Below are 20,205 nucleotides of genomic sequence, written 5' to 3'. Positions count from 1 at the left end.
ATTAATAATTATATCTTAATAAGGCTATCCTATTGATATATCAAGCCTATTTTATGCCTTTAAACTTCAAAAGGACATTTTTACATAATTCATAAAAAAAAGTAAAAAAACGCTCTTAAAACTGAATATCAGCTTATACGTAAAACAACTTAATTGCCAAAAACTCAATAATTACAACAAATAACAACATCATAGTTAATTATAACGAATAATAATAACGAAAAAAGTTTTTACATATAGTGTTTTTTAAAAAATTTTATATAAATTTCGAATTCTAACAAGACAACTAACAAACCACTCTTAAATTATGAAACTTGAACTTTTTGAAGAGGTCTCAGATACCTTGGCAAAATTCATTAATGAATTTGTCGACATCCCAAGCTCTGCAAATAAGTATAGCATTGCTTGGCAAAGATTCCACTACAACTTTTTTAAGTCGATGACAACAAGCCTATTTGAATCGATGTTACACCTAAACTATGCTACTTTACTGAACCAAAAGAAGGAAATTCAATATGCACAAGCATTTAGTATCGTTGTAGATAGTAATTATAATATTATCAATACAATTGACTTTGATACAATTGATGAGACTACTCAGTATAATGTAATGGATGTAGTAATTACAGAATGTAAAGGCCAACGCGACAATTGGCAAGAAAACAAATATCACTTTATTAAATTTAACTGCCTCAACAGAAAAAACAAACTTTGTACTATTAGTGGTACTGTATTAAAAGACGTACGTAATAATAAGTTTATATTCAATCTTTTCTATATCAATATTAAAACAAATCTAAATGATGTTTTATTAGAAATTGACTATTACACTAAAGACAAGAAAAAATATAACGACTTATATCACGAACTTATCAGTATTAATAATATAACTGAAAGTAAATTATATGCTATCTTAGAGGATAAAGGCATTTCTAAAACTACATTTAACGATGATTTTATGTACTTCTACGGAGACACCTTTTGGAACTTTTATAACAAAGAAAGATATATTAGAGGTTTACAATTATTGTTTTTTACGAAAGATTCTCTCTATGAGATTGCTACACAATGTGGTTTTAAATCTATTCGTCCGATGTATGTAAAATATATTAGAGCAAATCACTTAAAGAAACATTCGCTTATACGTTATTCTAATATGATGTAAATAGCGTTTAGAATACACACCTTATAAAATAATCGCCTTACACTAACCGATTGTTTTAAACACTAATTTCTCGCTTATTAAATTAAAAAGGGCGATACATCACCAAATGTATCGCCCTTTTAATATCTACACTTATCTAATCTATTAGATAGCTTTTGTTTTCTCTTTTAACCAAGCTGCTTCATCAGCAGATAATTTAGAAGAAATAGAGTCATAAACCCATTGGTTATAGTTATTTAACCAATCAATATGCTCTTGTCCTAACAATGATTTCTCAACTAAGTCTGTAGCAATATAGCAAATAGTCAATGTTTCAAAGTCCATAAAGTCACCAAACTGATTTGATGCTAAGTCTTTAGACAACACTAAGTTTTCAATACGAATACCGTGTTTTCCTTCTCTATATAATCCTGGCTCAATTGACGTAATCATCCCTGGTTCGATAGCAATATCAGTTGCTGTACCATTAAACACTTGTGGACCTTCGTGTACGTTTAAGAAGAAACCAACTCCGTGTCCTGTACCGTGTCCGTAATTACGCATAGTAGCCCAAATAGGACGACGCGTAATTGCATCTATCTGATACCCTCTTGTTCCTTTAGTATAAATAGCCATAGATCCTTCAATTGTTCCTTTTAAAACAATTGTATAATCTTCTTTCTCTTCTTGAGTTGGTGTACCTAAAGCAATTACACGAGTAATATCAGTAGTTCCTGTTTCATACTGACCTCCTGAATCGACTAATAATAATCCTGTTGTTTCTAACTTATAGTTACTATGTTCTTCTGCTTTGTAGTGCGGTAACGCTCCGTGATCTTTATATCCTGCAATTGTATCAAAACTGATATCTTTGAAACCAGGCTGTTCTGCGCGAAGTCCTCTCAAATGATCAGCAATGTTCATCTCTGTCAATTCTCCTTTAGCCACGTTCTCTTCAATCCATTTAAAGAATTTAGTCAACGCTACACCGTCATTAACCATCGCTTGTCTTTCGTGATTAATCTCCACTTCGTTCTTAATTGTTTTAAGAAGCGTAGAAGGATTCATATCTTCAATGATCTTTACTCCATCTGCAACTGAATCGTAAGTAGCAAAACAAGTACGTTTAGGATCTAACAAGATTACCTCATCTTTACCTAATCCTTGTAAATAAGCTTTTACTTCTTCATATGGCTTAATTGTAATACCATAGCTTTCTAATTCTGCTCTTGTTGCAGCATCAAGTTTCACAGCATCAATAAACAAAATCACTTGTTTGTGATCAATGAAAGCAAATCCTAAAGTAACAGGATTACACTTAACGTCTGTTCCTCTAACATTTAACAACCACGCTAAATCGTCTAAAGAAGAAACTAAATGTGCTGTTGCTCTTTTTTGTTTCAATGCTTTACGAACAGCTTCAATCTTATCAACTGTTGCTTGTCCTGTCGTAGTAATTGGTAATGTATACGCTTTTTCTGTTGGCAATGCAGGACGTCCTTTCCACACTGGATCAAGTAAATCCACGTGTCCATTCACCTTAATTCCCAATGGGTTTAAAATACTGTTCACTGAATTAGCAACTGCTAATGAAGCAAGATTACCATCAAAAGCAACCGTAGCTCCTTCAGACAATTTCTCTCCTAACCAAGTTACATATTCTGGTGCGTGTTGTACTTTCAACTTCACTAATTCAAAACCAGTACCTGCTAATTGCTCATTTGCCTGCACAAAGTAACGTGAGTCTGTCCATAATCCAGCAAAGTCTTGTGTAATAACAAGAGTCCCTGCAGAACCTGTAAATCCAGATGTCCACGCAATACATTTATAAAAATCAGGTAAATATTCACTAATATGTGGGTCAGATGAAGGAATGATATATCCGTCAATTCCCTTTTCTTTCATCAAGAAACGGATCTCTGATAACTTTTCTAAATTTGTCATTTTTTCAATAAGTTTTTCAAGCTAAAGGTACAAAATGACAAGAAGTATTAGAAGATATTTTTGTTAAAAAGCCCCTTAAAACTACTCGCCTTTAAATCACAAGCCTAATAATCAGATTTTCAAGCTTATCTATAGAAACCTAATTACCTATAAATAAAAAAAGCCAACTTTATTAAGTTGGCTTGTTATTTTCTATTTTGGTTAACTGCTTACTTTAAGGTAAACAGGTTTTTCTTATCTTCTTTTAAGTGCAATACGTGTGTTGATAACAATTGGTCAAAAGAAAAGTCTCCTAATCTCACGTCTATTCTAAATAACTCAGGGTTATTAGCTAAAGCTACTAAAACGTCAAAAAAGACACTTTCTTTCTCTATAGCCTTATCTAATACCACCCTCGCTCTTAGCACCTTTTTATTAGAATTCTTCACATAATCGAAAATGTACTGATTAGGCTGATTCCAACCACTTGGAGCAAAGTTCTCAAAGTAAATATCAGAAATAGACTTACCTTTTTCTGTACGTGCAGTTATGCGCTTTCTGTCTAACCCCATATTTTGAACTACTGCATTATTGACAAAACCTCCTTTTACAATGCCATCAACGACAGTAAAATGCTGTTCATACACATAAATAGTATGACCTTCTTTCTCAAGATACACATAGTGCAACATACCTTGCTCATCACCCACTTTAAAAATCATCTGCTCTACTTTAGCATCTGGGTTAGTTAGGCGAATTAACTCTCCTTCTCTACCTCCTAAGTTGATTGTTGATCTCTCTCCTTGTTTGTCCCATTTACTCCAATCACCATTTACATACATCTCCTTAGTAGGTAATATATCTCCTTCCTCTATATCGTAAAACAAATCACGTACATCTTCATTTTTCTCAATTTCTGCTCTAACATACGTGTAAAAATGATTATCTGTATCTAACACATAGCGATACAAAGGTTGTCCCTCGTTGTAATAAACAAAACTAAAGTCATTTGACTGTATTGGTTCTAACACAACTCCTTGCATCAACTCATTAACAGCGTATGTAGCCTTAGCCGTTGCAACACTATCATTAACCGTAACAAACGATTGTAACAGTTCGTCGTGCTGTTCAATAAACTTTAAGCTATTGTACATTTGCTTAGCCTCTTGAGGAAAAGAAACAACTCTCTCTTCAATTGACAAACTATCATTTACTATACAGTTTTCTACATTAAACTCCTGATTGATAAACAGTACTTTATCTTGTTTACAATTAGACAAAGAGTCTACAACCTCTTGCGCCTGTACTGACGCAGTTAGAGTTAGTAGGTATAGTAAGGTTATCTTTTTCATATTTCTTCTTTTTATAACAACAATCCCTTTGAAACAATTAGTTTCTAAAACAGTAAAACAGCTTACAGGGGTATTTACCCAAATTTACGAATTTCAAAGGAAAGTTACCTGCCTTTTCAAAGCGATCCTCATTTCACAAGCTTTTAAAGTGAACAAAAAACACCAACATTCTAATTTTCAAACAACTATCACTTAAATAAATTCATAATAGCATAGACTATTTTCTCTAAAAATGTTGCAGATTGACTTTTAACTGCTTGTTGTTCATACAAACATTTCTTTAAAGCCATCTCTACTTTTGCTTTCTCTAACGTAAAACTATCCTCATTAACTGAAAATTGTAGAAAATCAACCTCATTTATCAATTTAAAAGGTTCACTACTTTCAACATAAGTATTTATAATCAACTCTTTTACATCCGTAATCCAATTGTAAAATTGATCAACAAATACCTTATCTCCTTCACGAAAATTGTCATAACTAAACAATTCGCTTTCTCGCAATAATTCTATAATTTTATATTCCATCTGTACGAGGTATATGCTTGTAATAATATATTAGTTTTCAGTTCTATAGGTCTTAAATATTTTATCCCAAAATAGAGTATAAAACCCGTAATTACAATCTGGGTATTGATGATGACGATTATGAAAAACACTTAAGCACAACACCTTACTTATCCATTTTTTTAATCTCGTTTCTTTTAAAACCTCTTGATTCAGATGTCCAATTGTGCCCCAAATTAGATTAATTGTTAAGTATGCTGTGATTGCCCATACATTGAAAGGATACAATAGCAATAGAACAATAAAGAGCATCCCAAAACCAATTGCTTCAACGGGATGTAAGACAAATAAGCTTAAAATATTGACACTACTATGTTCGTGATGCTTTCCGTGTACTAAACTATAAAGCCCTGGTAAATGTGCTATGCGATGAAAAACATACATCAGGAAATCCATTCCACCAACTAAGACACCTATTTGTAGTAAAATGGTAAAGACTGACTCCTTCTCTGAAACAATGATAAAACCACGTTCCCAAAGATATTCACCTAACAGAAATACAGCTGAGTTACAAACTAAGACCAATAATGCAAGCTGTAAATCCCCCTTGGATAACTTCTGTTCTTTCTCTTGAATTAATTCCTGTGTTGAAAACTTTTTTACTAATGTGTACAAGCCAACCGAACTTGCAAAAAGCACGATATTTATTGCTAAACTCAGCAATAATAATTGTAACCACGATAAGTGTGAAAGGGCCTGTAACATTGATATTTAACAATAATATTTTATAGCAAAAGCAAACTTACAAAAAGTAGTGTAATATTTGTGTACCTCTCTTTTAATAACCTTTAAAATAATCGAAAAATATGCTGTTACACAATTCATTTTTTATTTCTAAAATACCCCCTTTAAAGAAAAAACATCTACGTTCTATAGCCTTTCTTCTTTGCCTCTTAAAAAGAAATAAATAAAAAAGAGGCTGTCTTTTATTAGGACAGCCTCTTACTTTTATATTTATAGCACAGATTATTTTTTCTGTTTTTTTCCTTTTTCTTTCGTACTTAACTCCGCTACATTAAGTCCAATTTGTCTTTTAATTAAATCCAATGCCATTGTTAACTCTGGATCTTTTTCTTCCACTAAACCAGCGTAAAACATCGTCTCATCTACAACATAATCAGGAATTACCCCTCTACAAGCACCGCTTTTACTTGCTGAATTATTAAAAAACACTTCCGAACGAGGTAGATCAACAATTGTCTGTGTATTCGGCAATTTATAATTTATAAACCAAGATGCAGTTGTAAAATTACTACAAGTACGTGTTTCTTGTCCTATCACTACTCCTCTCTTGTTCTCTTTAAATAAAGCTGCAAAATAAGCTGCTGCCGACACCGTATTATTATCTATCAATAATATGGTATTCCCTTCAAACACATTTCTATCACGTGGATAATTCTCTACATACGATTCGTCTAAGCGATTGTTACCATAATAATACTCATCATCTTCACTTTTATCATAACGCTGCAACATAAAATTGTTCATATTCTTGATATCTAAATCAGAATACTGACGTCCGCTACCATCTATTAAATTCTCTCGAACTTTTATATCAACAACTTTCGTTGCATAACGGTAACTATTCTTAAACACCTTATCTTTTGAAATAAAAGAATAAAATAATGGAATATTACTTAAAAGCCCTCCTCCGTTACTACGAATATCTATGATTAAGTTTTTAATTCCTTTTTCATTTAATTTTTCAAAAAAAGCACTTAACTTTTGATAAGCAAACTCTTCTGAAAAGGCAAACGTTTTTATTGTCAAAATATAAGTATCTTCATTTACTTCTCTACCATAAATACCATAAGAATAAGTAATCAAATCGAATGGTAAAATTGACTTCTGAACGTTGTAAAAATTCCGGAAATAACTCACTGTATTGATTGTCACTTCTTTTACCTCTTCACTTTCTAAACTATCTTGATAAGTAATAACGTATTCCTTAGCATCTGGAAACATTAGCGATATATAAAACGTAAAATCCTTAGCATCATCAGCTTTGATCTCTCCATCACTACTCACATTTATACGACTTAATATCTTACTCGCTTCAATTCCGTTGACACTCTTAATTATACTACCTGGTGGAATGTACGGATTGTGCTGATTAACAAATACTTTACTATTAAAGACAAGCGTAGCTAAAGGAAAAAAATGAGTCTCCTTAGTAAAGTCTTCAAAAATAGTTGTATCTGTTGACAAAGAAGAATGTGCATCGTGAATATAAGGTATAGGATTTGATAGTAAAAACGTAGCATAGCTCGGATTCTCTTCTAAAGTCTTTCTTATACTCGCAACTTTCTTATCAAAGTCTTTCTCTGATATTACGCGATATGGATTTGGATGTTGATTTTTTACGATATTGATTAAAATGTCGAAGTCTTCAAGATAATCTTCTTGTGTTAATTCCGAATATTTCTTTTGACCAAAAACAAAACATTGACTCACTAATAAGGTAACTAATAATAAACCTTTTTTAATCATTTCTTAGTATAATATTTAATTGAATAGAACCTGTAAAAAACATTACTCTTTTTTTAGAAGTTCACTTCTATCTCACGATTCTATTTCCATTTACAGTAAATACAAGCTATTATAATTTAATTAGCTTTATTCTTAAATACTTTATATTTTTATATAACAGATAAACTTAACTTTTATTATATAATATTACTACTAAGTTTTCTTTTTTTCATATACTATCTGACTTGACATATACTATCCTTTCATATTTTAAGGTGTTACTTATTCGAATTTAAGAAAATAAAACTTACTGAGTACATATTTTTACATATTTATATTCTTGTTAAGAGCTTTCATTGCTCTTTAAAGAGTATAATATTCAAGTAAATCTATTAAAAACAACTGTTTGTCAATCTAAAATCTATTGTTGATATTTACAGAAACTAACCTATTAAACAAAGACTTATGACAAAAGCAATTCAAGACTTATACCCTGAAAACTTAGCGCATTGCTACGGCTGTGGAAAAAACAATCCTAATGGTTACCAACTCAAAACTTATTTAATTGGAGAGGAAACTACTGCCGAGTTTACTCCAGAATCTAAATATACTGCTCTTCCTGGAAGTGTATATGGTGGATTAATTGCGTCTTTATTAGATTGCCACGGTACTGGTTCTGCTGCGGCTTTTCTGTGTAAACAGGAAGGCATTTCCCTTGAAGTAAGCCCTATTCCTGTACGTTGTGTAACAGCGTCCTTAAAAGTTGATTTTAAAGCCGCTACACCGATGGGTGTTCCTTTGCTATTAAAAGGTAAACTGCGCAGCATAGAAGGCCGTAAAGTATGGGTAGATATGAGGCTTAGCGCAAATGATGTTGTATGTGCTACTGGAGAACTTTTAGCTATTCGATTAAAAGAAGAATAACCTTTCGTACTGAAGTAAGATTACTTACTAAAAACATCGCAATAATTATAAAAAGGGGTATCAAATTGACACCCCTTGTATTATTTTATATATTTCTATTTATCTCAGTCTTCAAAACTAAGCTTTCTACCAAATCAGGGCTCCTAATGCTATAAAGCAAACAAAGAACATTAGTTCTATTCTTAGAATACAGTTTTCAAATACTCTTGAACAATAGGAATATCTGCTGCTGCCCATTCAAAATCCATTAACCTTTGCTTATCACTCCAAACAATATTCTTGTGTTCCTTCTTTTCAAAATGAGCCGATTCACAGCTACAAACAAAAGGAATTAATTCAAGTGAAAAAGTATCATAGTGATGTATCACTGGGGTCAGCGGCTTAACTACGGTAATATCCATAGCTAACTCTTCTTTTATTTCTCTAACAATACACTCCCCAACCGTTTCCCCTACTTCTACTTTCCCTCCTGGAAATTCCCATTGCAGAGGAAGCAACATTGTTTCACTTCTTTGAGCAACTAATATCTTCTCTTGATGTTCTATTATTGCACAACAAACTTTAAGCATTTCTTTCATTTTTTACTGCGTACAAAGATAATCAACTTTACTATGCTTGTTTATTATCATTTGGAACCACAAACTCATTGCGGTATATCTTAATTAACCAGAAGAATAATGAAAATAAGATTGGACCAAAGATTATTCCTATAAATCCAAATAGATTAACCCCTACTATTACACCGAATATTGTAATTAAAGGATGTACATCAGCCATTCGCTTTTGTAACATAAAACGAATTAAATTGTCAGATAACCCCACAAGAATCAAACTGTATAGCAATAGCCCAATTGCACCTGTAGTATCGCCTTGTGCTATTAACATACCAACTAAAGGAATATAAATTAACGCCGCTCCAACTACCGGTATCATTGCAGCAAATCCTGTTAATACAAAAAAGACAAAAGCATCATCTACTCCAAATATCAAATATCCTATATAAGCAACCACAGCTTGACAAAAAGCAGTTAACGGAACACCTATCGTATTTGAAACTACTAATTTCTTCATATCAATCTTCATATTGTCCATATTTGCTCTGCCAAGGGGAATGTACTTATTAAACCAACGTTCTATTGATTTATAATCAACCAACATAAAATAAAGTAATAGATAAGCAACTCCTATTTCCATTAGTCCATTCACTGAGGTATTGACAATTGACTGTAATACCTTACCTCCTATTTCAGTAGCCTTTTCTAAATTACTTTGGTCAAAAATATCAATATTGTATTTCGTGTGAAGCAAATCTACTACACTCTTAATTCCTGTTTTTATCTTGTCTTTATCGTCCAACATAACTAATATTTTCTTAGTTAATGTTTGAATCAACAAGTACATCGGACCTAAGATTAAACAAGCACTACCTATGATCAAAACTACTATTGACCATATTTTTTTCCAACCTTTTTTTTCTGTTAGCCATCGAAATGGATTGATCAACAAAACAAACAGACAGATAGCTCCTAAGAAACCTGGTAAAAACACAACTAAATTCTTTACCAATAAAAAGAATACGAAAACAATAACAAGTAAAAATGCTATTTGCACTAAAATACCACTTGGTATTGCTGATTTTATTTTATCATTCATCACAATATGAGTTTTAAACTTTGCTAAATTTATGAAAACCCCTTTATAATTGTATCTCAAATCAATTTTAATAAACAATATTTTTATTATCGCAACAAAAACTTATTGGATAGAGGGCTATGCTTATCCCTTTGGGATAACATTTGTTAAAAAACAACATATAATGTCATTTTACAAAATCACTCACTTATATTTGTATCAGTAAGATGTAGAATAATTACCACTTCTTATAAAATTACTAAAATGCTATGAAAAAGAAACTCCATAAGTTTTACACCTATGGAGTTTTTTTATTTTATTTTAATTGTAATTCTTTGACTAAATTACTTCTTTGACTGCTTTTAGCTTTTGTTGATTTATTAGTTCTTCTAAATTCTTCAACTTCCTCAATATAAGACACCTTATCATAAAATCTAATCGATGAATTATAAAATACTTCAAGATTCCCTATCGGTGATTTAATAGACATTTCTGTATTGATTGTCCCATTCAAATAACGATCGTCATCGTGTTCTTTATAATCATAATCATCATCAAACAATCCATTCTTTGCTACTTCTAAATTTTGAAGCACTACTTTTGAATCTAATATTTCATCAAAGTACACATCGTAAATATCTCCTTCAACATTAGCATAAATACTTTCTATCATATTATCTTCTCCTTTTTTGGGCAATGCACGTACTCCGTAATCTACAATTTTTCCGTTTTTCTTGATTATACTCGGATTTGCTACAAGAAAATCTACAAATACAACATCCCAATCCTCACCAATCTTTCTACCCAATAGATAATAATAGACATTTGCTAAGCGGCCATCAGGCAATTCTCTAACTTCATCTACTACTTTTTCGTTACCAAGCTTATCAATATGCAATTCTCTACTCAATACTAAAATATAATCATCTATAGCAAAAGTTTGCCCTTTTAAAACAAACCTATCTACAGGAGCATTAACCTCTATAGTCACTTCATAACTATCACTATATCCTGTTGACTTTGCTATGAAACTATAAGTACCTGCTTCAGTTGGCTTAAAATAAGGAGAATCTAATACTTCATTTGTTTTATTGTTATAAATAAACACTTCTTCATTTACCTCTTTATTGTTGTATAATACAGAAAACGTTACATACTCATTTACATTGACTTTTGTTTTATCTGCTTTTAAAAGCAATCTTTTAGCACCAACGGTTACTTTTAAAGTATTGCTATCTGTATAGCCTGTTCTTTTAGCAATAATATTAAAAGTTCCCTCACTTCTAAAGATATGCTTTGTTAAAGCTGGCGCACCATCAATAAAGATATTACTCTTAATACCTCCGCCCTCTGCGTTAGTAACAATAAACTTAACCTCTTCACCAACTGTCAAATCTTTTTGTTCTATTTTTAAAACAAGTGCCCCATTATTTGTAATAGCATCTACACTATCATCATTTTTAGAACATCCTACTAATACAAAAAATGCTATAATACCATATAATAAATTTTTCATCTCTTTCATTTTTAAATAGTTAAAAAACTAATTCACATTACTTTTAGTTGGCTTAAATATTGCATTCTTTACGCGAATTGCACTTTCACTTTGATTGCTTTCAGGAATCTCAGAAAAATTAATTTTACCAGTGTAGTCAACAAAAATATCAGCTTCAAAATCTTTATATGAAATATTTAAAGAAGCTTCTGCATCTATACCATCAATTCCTGCATTATACCCTTTATCTTTCACTTTCAAAGACTTAACATTTAAAAAAGCTTCAGATTCCTCAAAAGTACTGTAGAACATATAATCATTCACGACAACCCAAGTTTCAAAATACAATGTGGAATTTACTTCATTTGGAAAAACACGTCTTCCTAAATCTACTATTGCACCATTTTCTACTTTTATCGTTTCATTAGGAACAAAGAATGTAAAGAACACACGCTCTAATTTACCTGATTGATAACTTTTGAAAAGGAAATTATATTGATTTGCATATAACCCATTTCCTAAATCAAAAACCTTATCTATTTCAAAAATCTCTCCATCTGTTTCATTTACCACATCCATACGTTCAACACTAATAGATACTCCAGAAATAAGATACTCATTGTCATTTATAATGAACTTCCCTTCTGTCTGACGTTCCTCTACATTAATAGTAATCACATTACTATCTATGAATCCTTTTCCTTTTGCTCGAAACTTAAATTCTCCTACATCATCACCATAGAACATTTTATCTTGAACAATTTCATTTGTCTCTATATTGTAAATCGCAACTTTAGAAGACACATCTTCTCCTTGCCAAGTAGCACTAAACAACGCCCTTCCTTGTAGAAATAAATTTTCCTTGTCTACTTCCAAAACCAATTGTTTAGTCCCTACATTAACTTTGACAACATTACTATCCAAAGCTCCTTTTTTTCTTGCAATCACATCAAATTGACCTTCCTTTTCAAATACAAACGGATTAGAAGCTTTTACTCCATTTACATATATTTCAGCATCTACTTTATCCGCATTTGCATCTTGAATAATAAAAGACAAAGAGTCGTACACAAAAATTGACGTGTTCTCTACAATTAAAAAAAGCTCTTGGTTTTTCGTCTCTGCTACCTGATTATCATCACTGCTACAAGACAGAAAAGACAATCCAGTGATCAGAAAAAATAACAATTTCTTCATATTAAATACTAATTATGGTTAATAAAACAAATAAAGAGCATTTTAATTAGAAAAAATATCAACAATCAAACACATTTAACACTAAAAAATAAACAAATCAAATATTTTATAAACATCCCTTAATTATAAATGCTTTATGTAATTAAAAAGGCCTTTAGCTACTGTAGCTAAAGGCCTTTTTAATCTCTTATCAATAAATATTTATTTATCTAAAAATCACTTACGTTTTCTGTTTTCTCACAAAATCTAATTACACCGTCATAAACAATATGAATAGGCGTATTTCCATCTTTATATATTATTTCAAACGATCCTTTAGTATCTAATCCCAAATACCCCACTCCAACTCCCTTATTCACTAATTTATCTGCTCCAACTTCTAACTCTGAACTTGCAAGATTCCAATCTCTTGCAGCATCATAATTATCTATTACAACCCAAGAGTTGTGATAAATTATATCCTTACTATCTACTTCACTTGGCAAGACACGCTGTCCATAATCAATAATGTTATTGTCTTTAGCAACAATTGTTTTATTTGGTACATAATAACATATTTCAAATCTTTCGTACCCAGTACTACCGTTAATTCTAATATCAAAGTGATAAATATTATACCATTCTCCATTCGGTAATCTTATCGCTTTATCAACATAATACTCCTTACTCGCCTCATAATCTATTTTACTTATCTGTTCCACAGACATTGAGACACTTTTGATATCGTAATACTGTTTATTGATATTTAAGTAATTCAATCCTGTTTTTTTAATCACAGTAATCTCTATCGGATTGCTATTCTCATACCCCTTTTTCTTTGCTGTAACCTTATAACTTCCTATTTCAGAGAATTTATACGGATTGTGCACTAAAACACCCTCAACATATAAATCAGCATTGACATCTAAAGAAGAGCCATCTAAAACAACAAAATGTACTGCCTTCCCCTCCTCAACAGTAGACTTCTCTGAAGACAAATGCAGTTTTTCTTTTGTCATCTCTTGAACATCACTGTTATCGCTACCAGAACACGCTATAATGGTCATACTAACCAATAAAAGAAGTATAACTTTCCTCATATTTCAACTTAGTTTTTGCTACGTTAATCAAAAAATATATTTTTAGTTAATACTAAACAATTAGCTCAATATTTTTGAATAACAACCCTATTCATTCTAATTTATATAACAAAAAACTCATTTTTTACTATATTTCAAAATTAATAAAAATAAGATAGTTAAAATCCTTTTAAATTATTTTTAAATTATTTACAACACTAATAACCAATGAGTTACGTATAATTCAAAAAACTATAGCAATAACAGAGGATATGCTTGTATAATCGCTGAAGCACTCATTGTTGTTAATCCATTTTCTTTGGTAAATGTCAACACACTACAAACAAAATTCATTGCATTTTGTATAGCATCGCCTACTTTTCTGCCATTAGCTAATTGAGAAGTCATAATAGCTGTAAACAAATCTCCTGTTCCTACTACCTCAATATGTATATTTTCTGTACTAAATCTCGAAATTTGGCCATTTTCTACAACTATAACTTCTATTTGGCCAGCTGGTGTATCTGCCAACACGGCACTTGTAAGTATAACTCGTTTATTATTTAAAATTGGATGATCTGCTATTAAAGAGCTTAATTCAATTTCAGTAGTAATTTTTTGTCCTACAATAAACTCTAATTCAAACTGATTTGGAGTCAACACATCACATAAAGGAAGTAATGTAGCCACAGAATGCTTCGCAATAGCTTCTGGAATATACAGTCCATTTGCGCGAGTGTCCCCTAATACAGGATCGTATATATAGATAGCCTCTTTCTGAACCTTTTTCCACCCCGTTATAAATTCTGCTGTCACATCAATCAACTCAGAAGTATTGATATAACCACTGACAGCGAACTTGGTTTTTTCTCGAAGTCCAACCTCGCTAATACCTCTTATCAATTTCTTGAATAAATCTGGAGAAACTACATCTCCGTAATATATATTTTGTTCAGCGTGGCTCGACAGCATAACTGTCGGCAAAATAATAGGATTTATACCGTGTAACTGAATTGCTAAACCAGCAACACTATTTCCAACATAACCTGCCGAAACTAAACTTTGAATAGAAATGATATTTCTTTCAAATATTTCCATCTTCTAAATAATGATTTCAAATACTTTTAAATTAAAAACTATTTGAACTATTAAACACTCCTTTTATCAGCTATAAAAATAACCTATGTACAAAAGTATTTTAAAATTAACGAGCAGAATAGTTATTACAAACATATTTACTCATAACAACTTTTTTTAAAGCGATTTTACACCTAAGGCATACAAACTCCTCTTTTTTTGTTTAAAGTTGCTCAAATTGCTTTAAAAAAGAAAAAGGAGCTATTATGCTCCTTTTCTATTTTTATATTCCTTGCAATCTAATCCATAGTCGTTTTAGCAACTTCACACCATCTTTTCTTTCTTTCTTAACCTCTTCTGCTTGTAACTCACCGTCTTCATTTACAACAAATCGGTAACTAAAAGCAAACTGAACATCTTCTCCTTCATTCTTCAACAAACCAAATCGCAAATCATTAAAGTGAATTTCATCATTGTATTCAGAAAAAGTATAATAACCTTCTGATATTTTCACTAATCTATTAAACAAATTGTGATTAGCTATATTGTTAATGAAATGCTCATTTTTATCAAAACGTTGGAATGTAATGTCTGAATGATCAAAAAATGAATACTCGCCAATTAAAAAAGCATCATCTGTTTCTACCATTGCATTCCACAAAATAGTATTCATTACAGTGGGTTTAACAGACATTTCTTTATACTTAATACCTTGTTTATCCAAAGCATCAGTAAACTCGTAAAAAGCCACTGCTTTTAACAACAACGTTAAAAACAAATATGAACTACTAACATAAATACCTAATCTATTCAAACGCATCCTCCTGTCTATATCTACTTTTTCACGCATAGAACGAACCAAAAAATAGATAAACGGAATAGTGTATAGAGGGTCAATGACAAAAATAGACTTAAAAGCAAAAGCATAATCAAAAGGCCACAGTAATCGTGTACCCCAAGTCGTAAACATATCTAACAACGCGTGTGTAAACAACCCCCAAAAAAACAACCAATATCCCTCTTCATAGGTAACGCCGTTTTTCTTTTCTAATTTGTACACAAGATAGCCAAACATAAAAGAAGCTAAAATGGCAAACAAAATAGAATGCGTAACCCCTCGATGCATTTCTACAGCGGATATTGGATCAGTAAAAAATACAGATAGAACATCTAAGTCTGGAATTGTTCCTGCTATAGCACCATATAAAACTGCTCTATTACCAATCTTACGTCCAGCTATCGCATTCCCTACAGCTCCACCTAATACAATTTGTGTTAAAGAATCCATTAACTTTTTTTTCAAAAATACAAATAAAAAAAAAACTGCCATAGGGCAGTTTTTATTATTTCTTCTTATAAGTGTTTGATCTCTTATAATTCTTTAAAAATCGTATGCATTAAACGTTTTTTATCGTTGATGCTTTCTTCTAAAGAAATCATTGATTCAGTTCTGTAAACTCCTTCAATATCATCAATCATATAAATAACCTCTTTTGCGTGACGTGTGTTTTTCGCTCTAATTTTACAAAAAACATTGAATTTACCAGTTGTAACGTGTGCTACAGTTACGAAAGGAATTTCGTTAATACGCTCTAATACAAATTTAGTTTGCGAAGTATTGTGTAGGAAAATACCAATATAAGCTATAAAAGCATATCCTAATTTTTCGTAATCTAATGTTAATGAAGAACCTTGGATAATTCCTGCATCTTCCATTTTCTTAACACGAACGTGAACAGTACCTGCAGAAATCAGTAATTTTTTTGCAATATCTGTGAAAGGAACTCTCGTATTGTCAATCAACATATCTAAGATTTGGTGATCGATTTCATCTAAACGAAATTTACTCATAAAACAATTATTTATCTTATTATAATCTATAATTCTGTACAATAATACTAAATAAAATTCTTATTTTCTAAAAAACAACAAATTTTATTATTTATTTAATAATCCATTATCCTGAGATACGGTAGAATCTACAACCTCAAGATAATTTTTATCTAATGCATCTTCTATTTTAACCAAAGAGTTCTTAAAAATTATACTCTCTTTTATATAATGATGGGCAAATTTACTTTCTTTTTTAATAATATCCACAATAATGGGACAAAATTTAACATTATTATTTTTTAATTGCTCTAAATACTGAATTTTCACAATATATTCTTCTTTACTACCAGCCAAGGAAACTGGTCCAATTGCCACATCATTAAAGCTTTTCTGATTCTCCGGAATGCTTAAATAAGATTCTATAGAATTATTCTCATAATTCTTAGTAAATATACTACAAATTACAGATAATAAACTTAAAAATACAATTTCTCTGGTTTTTTCTCGATTATAATCATTCTGATAGTGTCCTGCTTCAAACAAGATTGTTGGAACTCCTTGGCTTTGAAAATAATCTCCTATACAGTTAATATTAAATCCATCATCAAATCTTCCTACTTGTCCTGGAATCACTTTCTGAACTTCTTGATTCATTGCTACAATTAATTTTATAGCTTTTTCTCTATTAGCATTTATCTCACGTTCCTCATTATAAGAAGGTGCTAAAAAAGAAATCGTTGCTGGCATTGGTTGATCTCCTACACCAAAAATAGTTCGTTGATCGTGAAGGTTAAATGCATAGTCAGGTTTAAAGTCTTCAAAAAGTTTTCGCAACAACTGACTTTCGGGTTGAGTCAAATTTATTGAGTCTCTATTTAGGTCAACTTGATTTGCATTTACTCGCGTATAATAATGTGCCCCATCTATATTTAAAATAGGTACAATTAAAAACGTAAAACGCTTTTTCCAATCTGCTATAAAAGACTCTTTTTCCTCGTTCAATAAGTTTAATAAATCGAGTACAGCTTTTGTTGTTGTCGATTCATTTCCGTGCATCTGTGACCACATAAAAATCTTCGTTGGTCCTTCTCCCCAAGTCACCGTTTTTATGTCTCTTCCTTCAACTGATTTTCCTTTGACCTCTACTTTAAAGTAATCCTTTAAGTCGTTCAAAAAAGAAGCTATTTTTTCACTCGTAATATATCGACCACTTATTTTATGATAGGTGTATTTTTCTACTAAATATTGATAGTTCATATCTGCTATTTTTTTACAATTACAAATGTAAACAACTTATTTTTTACATTTGTAAACAATTTAAAAAAGTGTTTTAATTACAAATGTAAACAAATCTCCTATTCACAGCTGTAACGTAACCTTTAGAAGTTTACATTTTTAAATTCATAATCATAATCAATTGATTACCAAATAAAAAACAGAAGTAACCTAAACCTTAAATTTAATACTATTTACAATATTATCGTTGTATACATTTGTGATATCATTATTTTTATTACATTTGTAAACAGTTGATTCATTCACTTTCTTAAACAATTTACTATGGAACATTTTGTAAACAGGCTCGCTTTTCTTCTTGAAAATTTAGACTATACTGCCTCTGCTTTTGCAGATAAAATTGGGGTTCAAAGGTCAAGTTTGTCTCACCTATTGTCAGGTAGAAACAAGCCAAGTTTAGACTTTGTTATGAAGATAAATGATGCCTTTCCTGAGATCAGTTTAACCTGGTTATTGAAGGGAAAAGGTAATTATATAGAGAGTGAAAATGTTACTTCTATCACTAAAATTATACAGCAACCTACTCCTACAATTGCCCCTCCTATTGACCCTTTGACTGGTCATATAATTACTTCGAAAGAAGATGATCAAACGGGTAATAAAACACAAGAAAGCAATAGTAATACAGTTCAAAAACAAGGAGATAACGCTGCGCTTAACAACAGTGATTCTATCTTAAACCAATTCCCTTTACACGTAAATTCTAACGTAGATCAGATCGTTGTTTTCTATAAAGACGGTACTTTTAAACAGTTTAAACCACGCCAATAATATACATTACCTGCTCTTTTTATACAGTAAATTGCCTTTAAAAAGAGCTTTTTTTACTTGTATCTACACTATTTTTAAACCTTATTTTGGCCTAAAAATGGTGTTATTTCTATTACAATACTCTCTCTTCTCCCCTTTATTTTCAAGACTTCCCAAGGTTTTAATGCGATCAAGTTCGGAACAAGTACCACATTAGTACCACACTTCTTCGGAAAAAAGGCTTATTTCCGAACGAATATGGTACTTGTCTCGAATATGTCTCGAACAAGTTACAATGAAAACATATATAATACGTGTATACAACCGCTTACGGCTATCATTTGAAGTCTTCATAGAGCTAATTCCGCGGTTTTCCTTAGTTTTAGACATCAATTAATAAAAACGCCATTTTTTGCATAAAAAAGAACTGATTTTTCCTTGATTTTTTCTCCTAAAACAGTTCTTCTATCCTCTTGCTAAAAAGGTAAAACACCTCCCCTCCCCCACCGTTGCTGGGATCAGCTATTTTTTACAACCTGCTTCATACGCGCTTAAAGGCACTTTTTTCATTTTTTAAAAAAGCCAACTCCCTTTTCTCTTAGGTTTTCGGAAACAGGCAAAGCTTACTTTTAGCTCCCCTTTAAAGGAGAAAAAAGCCTTGTAAATACACTATCTTATTAGCTTTATTTTAAGTTTGAGAATGACTAAATATTTATTTAAACTATCTTTGACTTTTAGCAAGTAAAATGAGATGATTAAAAGATTCCTTAGTTATTTTACCCCTATTATAGAAAAGAAGATTCCGTCTAAAGTTAGCAAACAGCTTGAAGTAACGTGGAATAGCGGCCAATTGGTAGTGGATACTGAACATACCAACTACTCTTATGGAAACCTGGAAAAAGTGCTTAAAAAAGGCTTACAATTCGTTGGTTACGAGAAAGTAAGAGCTATGGAAAATGTACTTGTTCTCGGACTGGGAGCTGGTAATATTATCGCGCTTTTAAGGGAAGATGTCAAGTTTAACAAGCAAATTGATAGCGTAGAATTAGACCCTGCTATTGTCTATATCGGACAGAAATACTTTGATTTAGACAAGTATTCAGAGCGACATACAATACACCAAATGGATGCTTTTGAGTATGTTTTAAGATGCCAAAAACGCTATGATCTAATCGTTATAGATATCTTTCAAGATGCTAATATGCCTACGTTTTTGTTTGAAAACTACTTTGCAGAAAGACTTAAACGAATACTTAATGTAAATGGCTTTATCTTGTTTAATACCATTACATTAAACGAATTAGAAAAAAGGAGAAATAAAGAGTATTGTGCCTTATTTCGACCGGAAGAATACTCCGTTAGAAGTCACCCAAAACTACAGAAATACAACGAAATATTAACCATTAAAAAATTGCGATAAGATAATAGCGTAAACACTTCTATGGGATAAAAATAGATATCGCACTGCTTTTATTTATATTTGCATTAG

At 31.3% G+C, this 20,205-nt stretch carries 18 protein-coding genes; 4 read left to right on the top strand and 14 right to left on the bottom strand.

What is annotated here, in order from left to right; all coding sequences use genetic code 11:
• Positions 1-307 precede the first annotated feature (307 nt).
• A complete protein-coding gene (locus GQS07_RS10595) occupies positions 308-1,165 on the top strand; it encodes a hypothetical protein (protein WP_158210775.1) in 858 nt (285 codons plus the stop codon).
• Positions 1,166-1,309: 144 nt separating this feature from the next.
• Here the strand turns inward: GQS07_RS10595 and GQS07_RS10590 are convergent, their stop codons facing one another.
• The 5 genes from GQS07_RS10590 to GQS07_RS10570 form a co-directional block, all read right to left on the bottom strand.
• Positions 1,310-3,088 (bottom strand): aminopeptidase P family protein, encoded by a 1,779-nt coding sequence (locus tag GQS07_RS10590; RefSeq protein ID WP_158210774.1) that lies wholly within the window; start codon positions 3,086-3,088, stop codon positions 1,310-1,312.
• Positions 3,089-3,297: 209 nt separating this feature from the next.
• The gene (locus GQS07_RS10585; protein WP_158210773.1) at positions 3,298-4,419 is read right to left on the bottom strand and encodes a hypothetical protein; all 1,122 of its coding nucleotides are present in this window, start codon (positions 4,417-4,419) and stop codon (positions 3,298-3,300) included.
• Between the two features lie 188 nt (positions 4,420-4,607).
• Positions 4,608-4,946 carry a hypothetical protein gene (locus tag GQS07_RS10580; protein WP_158210772.1) on the bottom strand — a complete coding sequence of 113 codons (339 nt, stop codon included), beginning with the start codon at positions 4,944-4,946 and terminating at the stop codon, positions 4,608-4,610.
• Positions 4,947-4,976: 30 nt separating this feature from the next.
• Positions 4,977-5,690 carry a sterol desaturase family protein gene (locus GQS07_RS10575; protein ID WP_158210771.1) on the bottom strand — a complete coding sequence of 238 codons (714 nt, stop codon included), beginning with the start codon at positions 5,688-5,690 and terminating at the stop codon, positions 4,977-4,979.
• Positions 5,691-5,951: 261 nt separating this feature from the next.
• Positions 5,952-7,475 (bottom strand): S41 family peptidase, encoded by a 1,524-nt coding sequence (locus GQS07_RS10570; protein ID WP_158210770.1) that lies wholly within the window; start codon positions 7,473-7,475, stop codon positions 5,952-5,954.
• Between the two features lie 444 nt (positions 7,476-7,919).
• On the opposite strand from GQS07_RS10570, the gene GQS07_RS10565 reads away from it, so the two are divergent.
• Positions 7,920-8,378, top strand: coding sequence for a PaaI family thioesterase (locus GQS07_RS10565; RefSeq protein ID WP_158210769.1), 459 nt, complete (start codon positions 7,920-7,922; stop codon positions 8,376-8,378).
• 182 nt (positions 8,379-8,560) lie between these two features.
• Here the strand turns inward: GQS07_RS10565 and GQS07_RS10560 are convergent, their stop codons facing one another.
• The 9 genes from GQS07_RS10560 to GQS07_RS10520 all read right to left on the bottom strand — a co-directional run bounded on the left by GQS07_RS10560 (position 8,561) and on the right by GQS07_RS10520 (position 17,927).
• Positions 8,561-8,956 (bottom strand): (deoxy)nucleoside triphosphate pyrophosphohydrolase, encoded by a 396-nt coding sequence (locus tag GQS07_RS10560; RefSeq protein WP_410505280.1) that lies wholly within the window; start codon positions 8,954-8,956, stop codon positions 8,561-8,563.
• Between the two features lie 31 nt (positions 8,957-8,987).
• Positions 8,988-10,031, bottom strand: a complete 1,044-nt coding sequence (locus GQS07_RS10555) for an AI-2E family transporter (protein ID WP_158210768.1) — start codon at positions 10,029-10,031, stop codon at positions 8,988-8,990.
• 295 nt (positions 10,032-10,326) lie between these two features.
• Complete coding sequence (locus GQS07_RS10550) at positions 10,327-11,526, bottom strand: hypothetical protein (RefSeq protein ID WP_158210767.1); 1,200 nt, start codon at positions 11,524-11,526, stop codon at positions 10,327-10,329.
• 27 nt (positions 11,527-11,553) lie between these two features.
• Complete coding sequence (locus GQS07_RS10545) at positions 11,554-12,702, bottom strand: hypothetical protein (RefSeq protein WP_158210766.1); 1,149 nt, start codon at positions 12,700-12,702, stop codon at positions 11,554-11,556.
• A gap of 209 nt (positions 12,703-12,911) precedes the next feature.
• On the bottom strand, positions 12,912-13,781 hold the full coding sequence (locus GQS07_RS10540; protein WP_158210765.1) for a hypothetical protein: 870 nt from the start codon (positions 13,779-13,781) through the stop codon (positions 12,912-12,914).
• Between the two features lie 231 nt (positions 13,782-14,012).
• On the bottom strand, positions 14,013-14,858 hold the full coding sequence (gene pdxY / locus GQS07_RS10535) for a pyridoxal kinase (RefSeq protein ID WP_158210764.1): 846 nt from the start codon (positions 14,856-14,858) through the stop codon (positions 14,013-14,015).
• A gap of 262 nt (positions 14,859-15,120) precedes the next feature.
• Positions 15,121-16,125: a metal-dependent hydrolase gene (locus tag GQS07_RS10530; RefSeq protein ID WP_158211371.1), complete on the bottom strand. Its 1,005-nt coding sequence runs from the start codon at positions 16,123-16,125 to the stop codon at positions 15,121-15,123.
• 83 nt (positions 16,126-16,208) lie between these two features.
• Complete coding sequence (locus tag GQS07_RS10525; protein ID WP_006258948.1) at positions 16,209-16,688, bottom strand: Lrp/AsnC family transcriptional regulator; 480 nt, start codon at positions 16,686-16,688, stop codon at positions 16,209-16,211.
• An 87-nt stretch (positions 16,689-16,775) separates the two neighbouring features.
• Positions 16,776-17,927, bottom strand: a complete 1,152-nt coding sequence (locus GQS07_RS10520) for a M14 metallopeptidase family protein (RefSeq protein ID WP_158210763.1) — start codon at positions 17,925-17,927, stop codon at positions 16,776-16,778.
• A gap of 303 nt (positions 17,928-18,230) precedes the next feature.
• Between GQS07_RS10520 and GQS07_RS10515 the strand changes: the two genes are divergently transcribed.
• Both GQS07_RS10515 and GQS07_RS10510 read left to right on the top strand, forming a co-directional pair.
• Positions 18,231-18,737, top strand: coding sequence for a helix-turn-helix domain-containing protein (locus GQS07_RS10515; protein WP_158210762.1), 507 nt, complete (start codon positions 18,231-18,233; stop codon positions 18,735-18,737).
• Between the two features lie 730 nt (positions 18,738-19,467).
• A complete protein-coding gene (locus tag GQS07_RS10510; RefSeq protein WP_158210761.1) occupies positions 19,468-20,136 on the top strand; it encodes a spermidine synthase in 669 nt (222 codons plus the stop codon).
• The last annotated feature ends 69 nt before the right edge of the window (positions 20,137-20,205 follow it).

Source organism: Myroides phaeus (assembly GCF_009799805.1).
Lineage (GTDB): Bacteria > Bacteroidota > Bacteroidia > Flavobacteriales > Flavobacteriaceae > Flavobacterium > Flavobacterium phaeum_A.
This window is presented reverse-complemented; position numbering and strand designations above follow the sequence as displayed.

Excerpts from the sequence above, each read along its gene's own strand:
- GQS07_RS10595 (WP_158210775.1), top strand. The coding sequence starts at position 308 with ATGAAACTTGAACTTTTTGAAGAGGTCTCAGATACCTTGGCAAAATTC.
- GQS07_RS10590 (WP_158210774.1), bottom strand. The coding sequence starts at position 3,088 with ATGACAAATTTAGAAAAGTTATCAGAGATCCGTTTCTTGATGAAAGAA.
- GQS07_RS10585 (WP_158210773.1), bottom strand. The coding sequence starts at position 4,419 with ATGAAAAAGATAACCTTACTATACCTACTAACTCTAACTGCGTCAGTA.
- GQS07_RS10580 (WP_158210772.1), bottom strand. The coding sequence starts at position 4,946 with ATGGAATATAAAATTATAGAATTATTGCGAGAAAGCGAATTGTTTAGT.
- GQS07_RS10575 (WP_158210771.1), bottom strand. The coding sequence starts at position 5,690 with ATGTTACAGGCCCTTTCACACTTATCGTGGTTACAATTATTATTGCTG.
- GQS07_RS10570 (WP_158210770.1), bottom strand. The coding sequence starts at position 7,475 with ATGATTAAAAAAGGTTTATTATTAGTTACCTTATTAGTGAGTCAATGT.
- GQS07_RS10565 (WP_158210769.1), top strand. The coding sequence starts at position 7,920 with ATGACAAAAGCAATTCAAGACTTATACCCTGAAAACTTAGCGCATTGC.
- GQS07_RS10560 (WP_410505280.1), bottom strand. The coding sequence starts at position 8,956 with ATGAAAGAAATGCTTAAAGTTTGTTGTGCAATAATAGAACATCAAGAG.
- GQS07_RS10555 (WP_158210768.1), bottom strand. The coding sequence starts at position 10,031 with ATGAATGATAAAATAAAATCAGCAATACCAAGTGGTATTTTAGTGCAA.
- GQS07_RS10550 (WP_158210767.1), bottom strand. The coding sequence starts at position 11,526 with ATGAAAAATTTATTATATGGTATTATAGCATTTTTTGTATTAGTAGGA.
- GQS07_RS10545 (WP_158210766.1), bottom strand. The coding sequence starts at position 12,702 with ATGAAGAAATTGTTATTTTTTCTGATCACTGGATTGTCTTTTCTGTCT.
- GQS07_RS10540 (WP_158210765.1), bottom strand. The coding sequence starts at position 13,781 with ATGAGGAAAGTTATACTTCTTTTATTGGTTAGTATGACCATTATAGCG.
- pdxY (WP_158210764.1), bottom strand. The coding sequence starts at position 14,858 with ATGGAAATATTTGAAAGAAATATCATTTCTATTCAAAGTTTAGTTTCG.
- GQS07_RS10530 (WP_158211371.1), bottom strand. The coding sequence starts at position 16,125 with ATGGATTCTTTAACACAAATTGTATTAGGTGGAGCTGTAGGGAATGCG.
- GQS07_RS10525 (WP_006258948.1), bottom strand. The coding sequence starts at position 16,688 with ATGAGTAAATTTCGTTTAGATGAAATCGATCACCAAATCTTAGATATG.
- GQS07_RS10520 (WP_158210763.1), bottom strand. The coding sequence starts at position 17,927 with ATGAACTATCAATATTTAGTAGAAAAATACACCTATCATAAAATAAGT.
- GQS07_RS10515 (WP_158210762.1), top strand. The coding sequence starts at position 18,231 with ATGGAACATTTTGTAAACAGGCTCGCTTTTCTTCTTGAAAATTTAGAC.
- GQS07_RS10510 (WP_158210761.1), top strand. The coding sequence starts at position 19,468 with ATGATTAAAAGATTCCTTAGTTATTTTACCCCTATTATAGAAAAGAAG.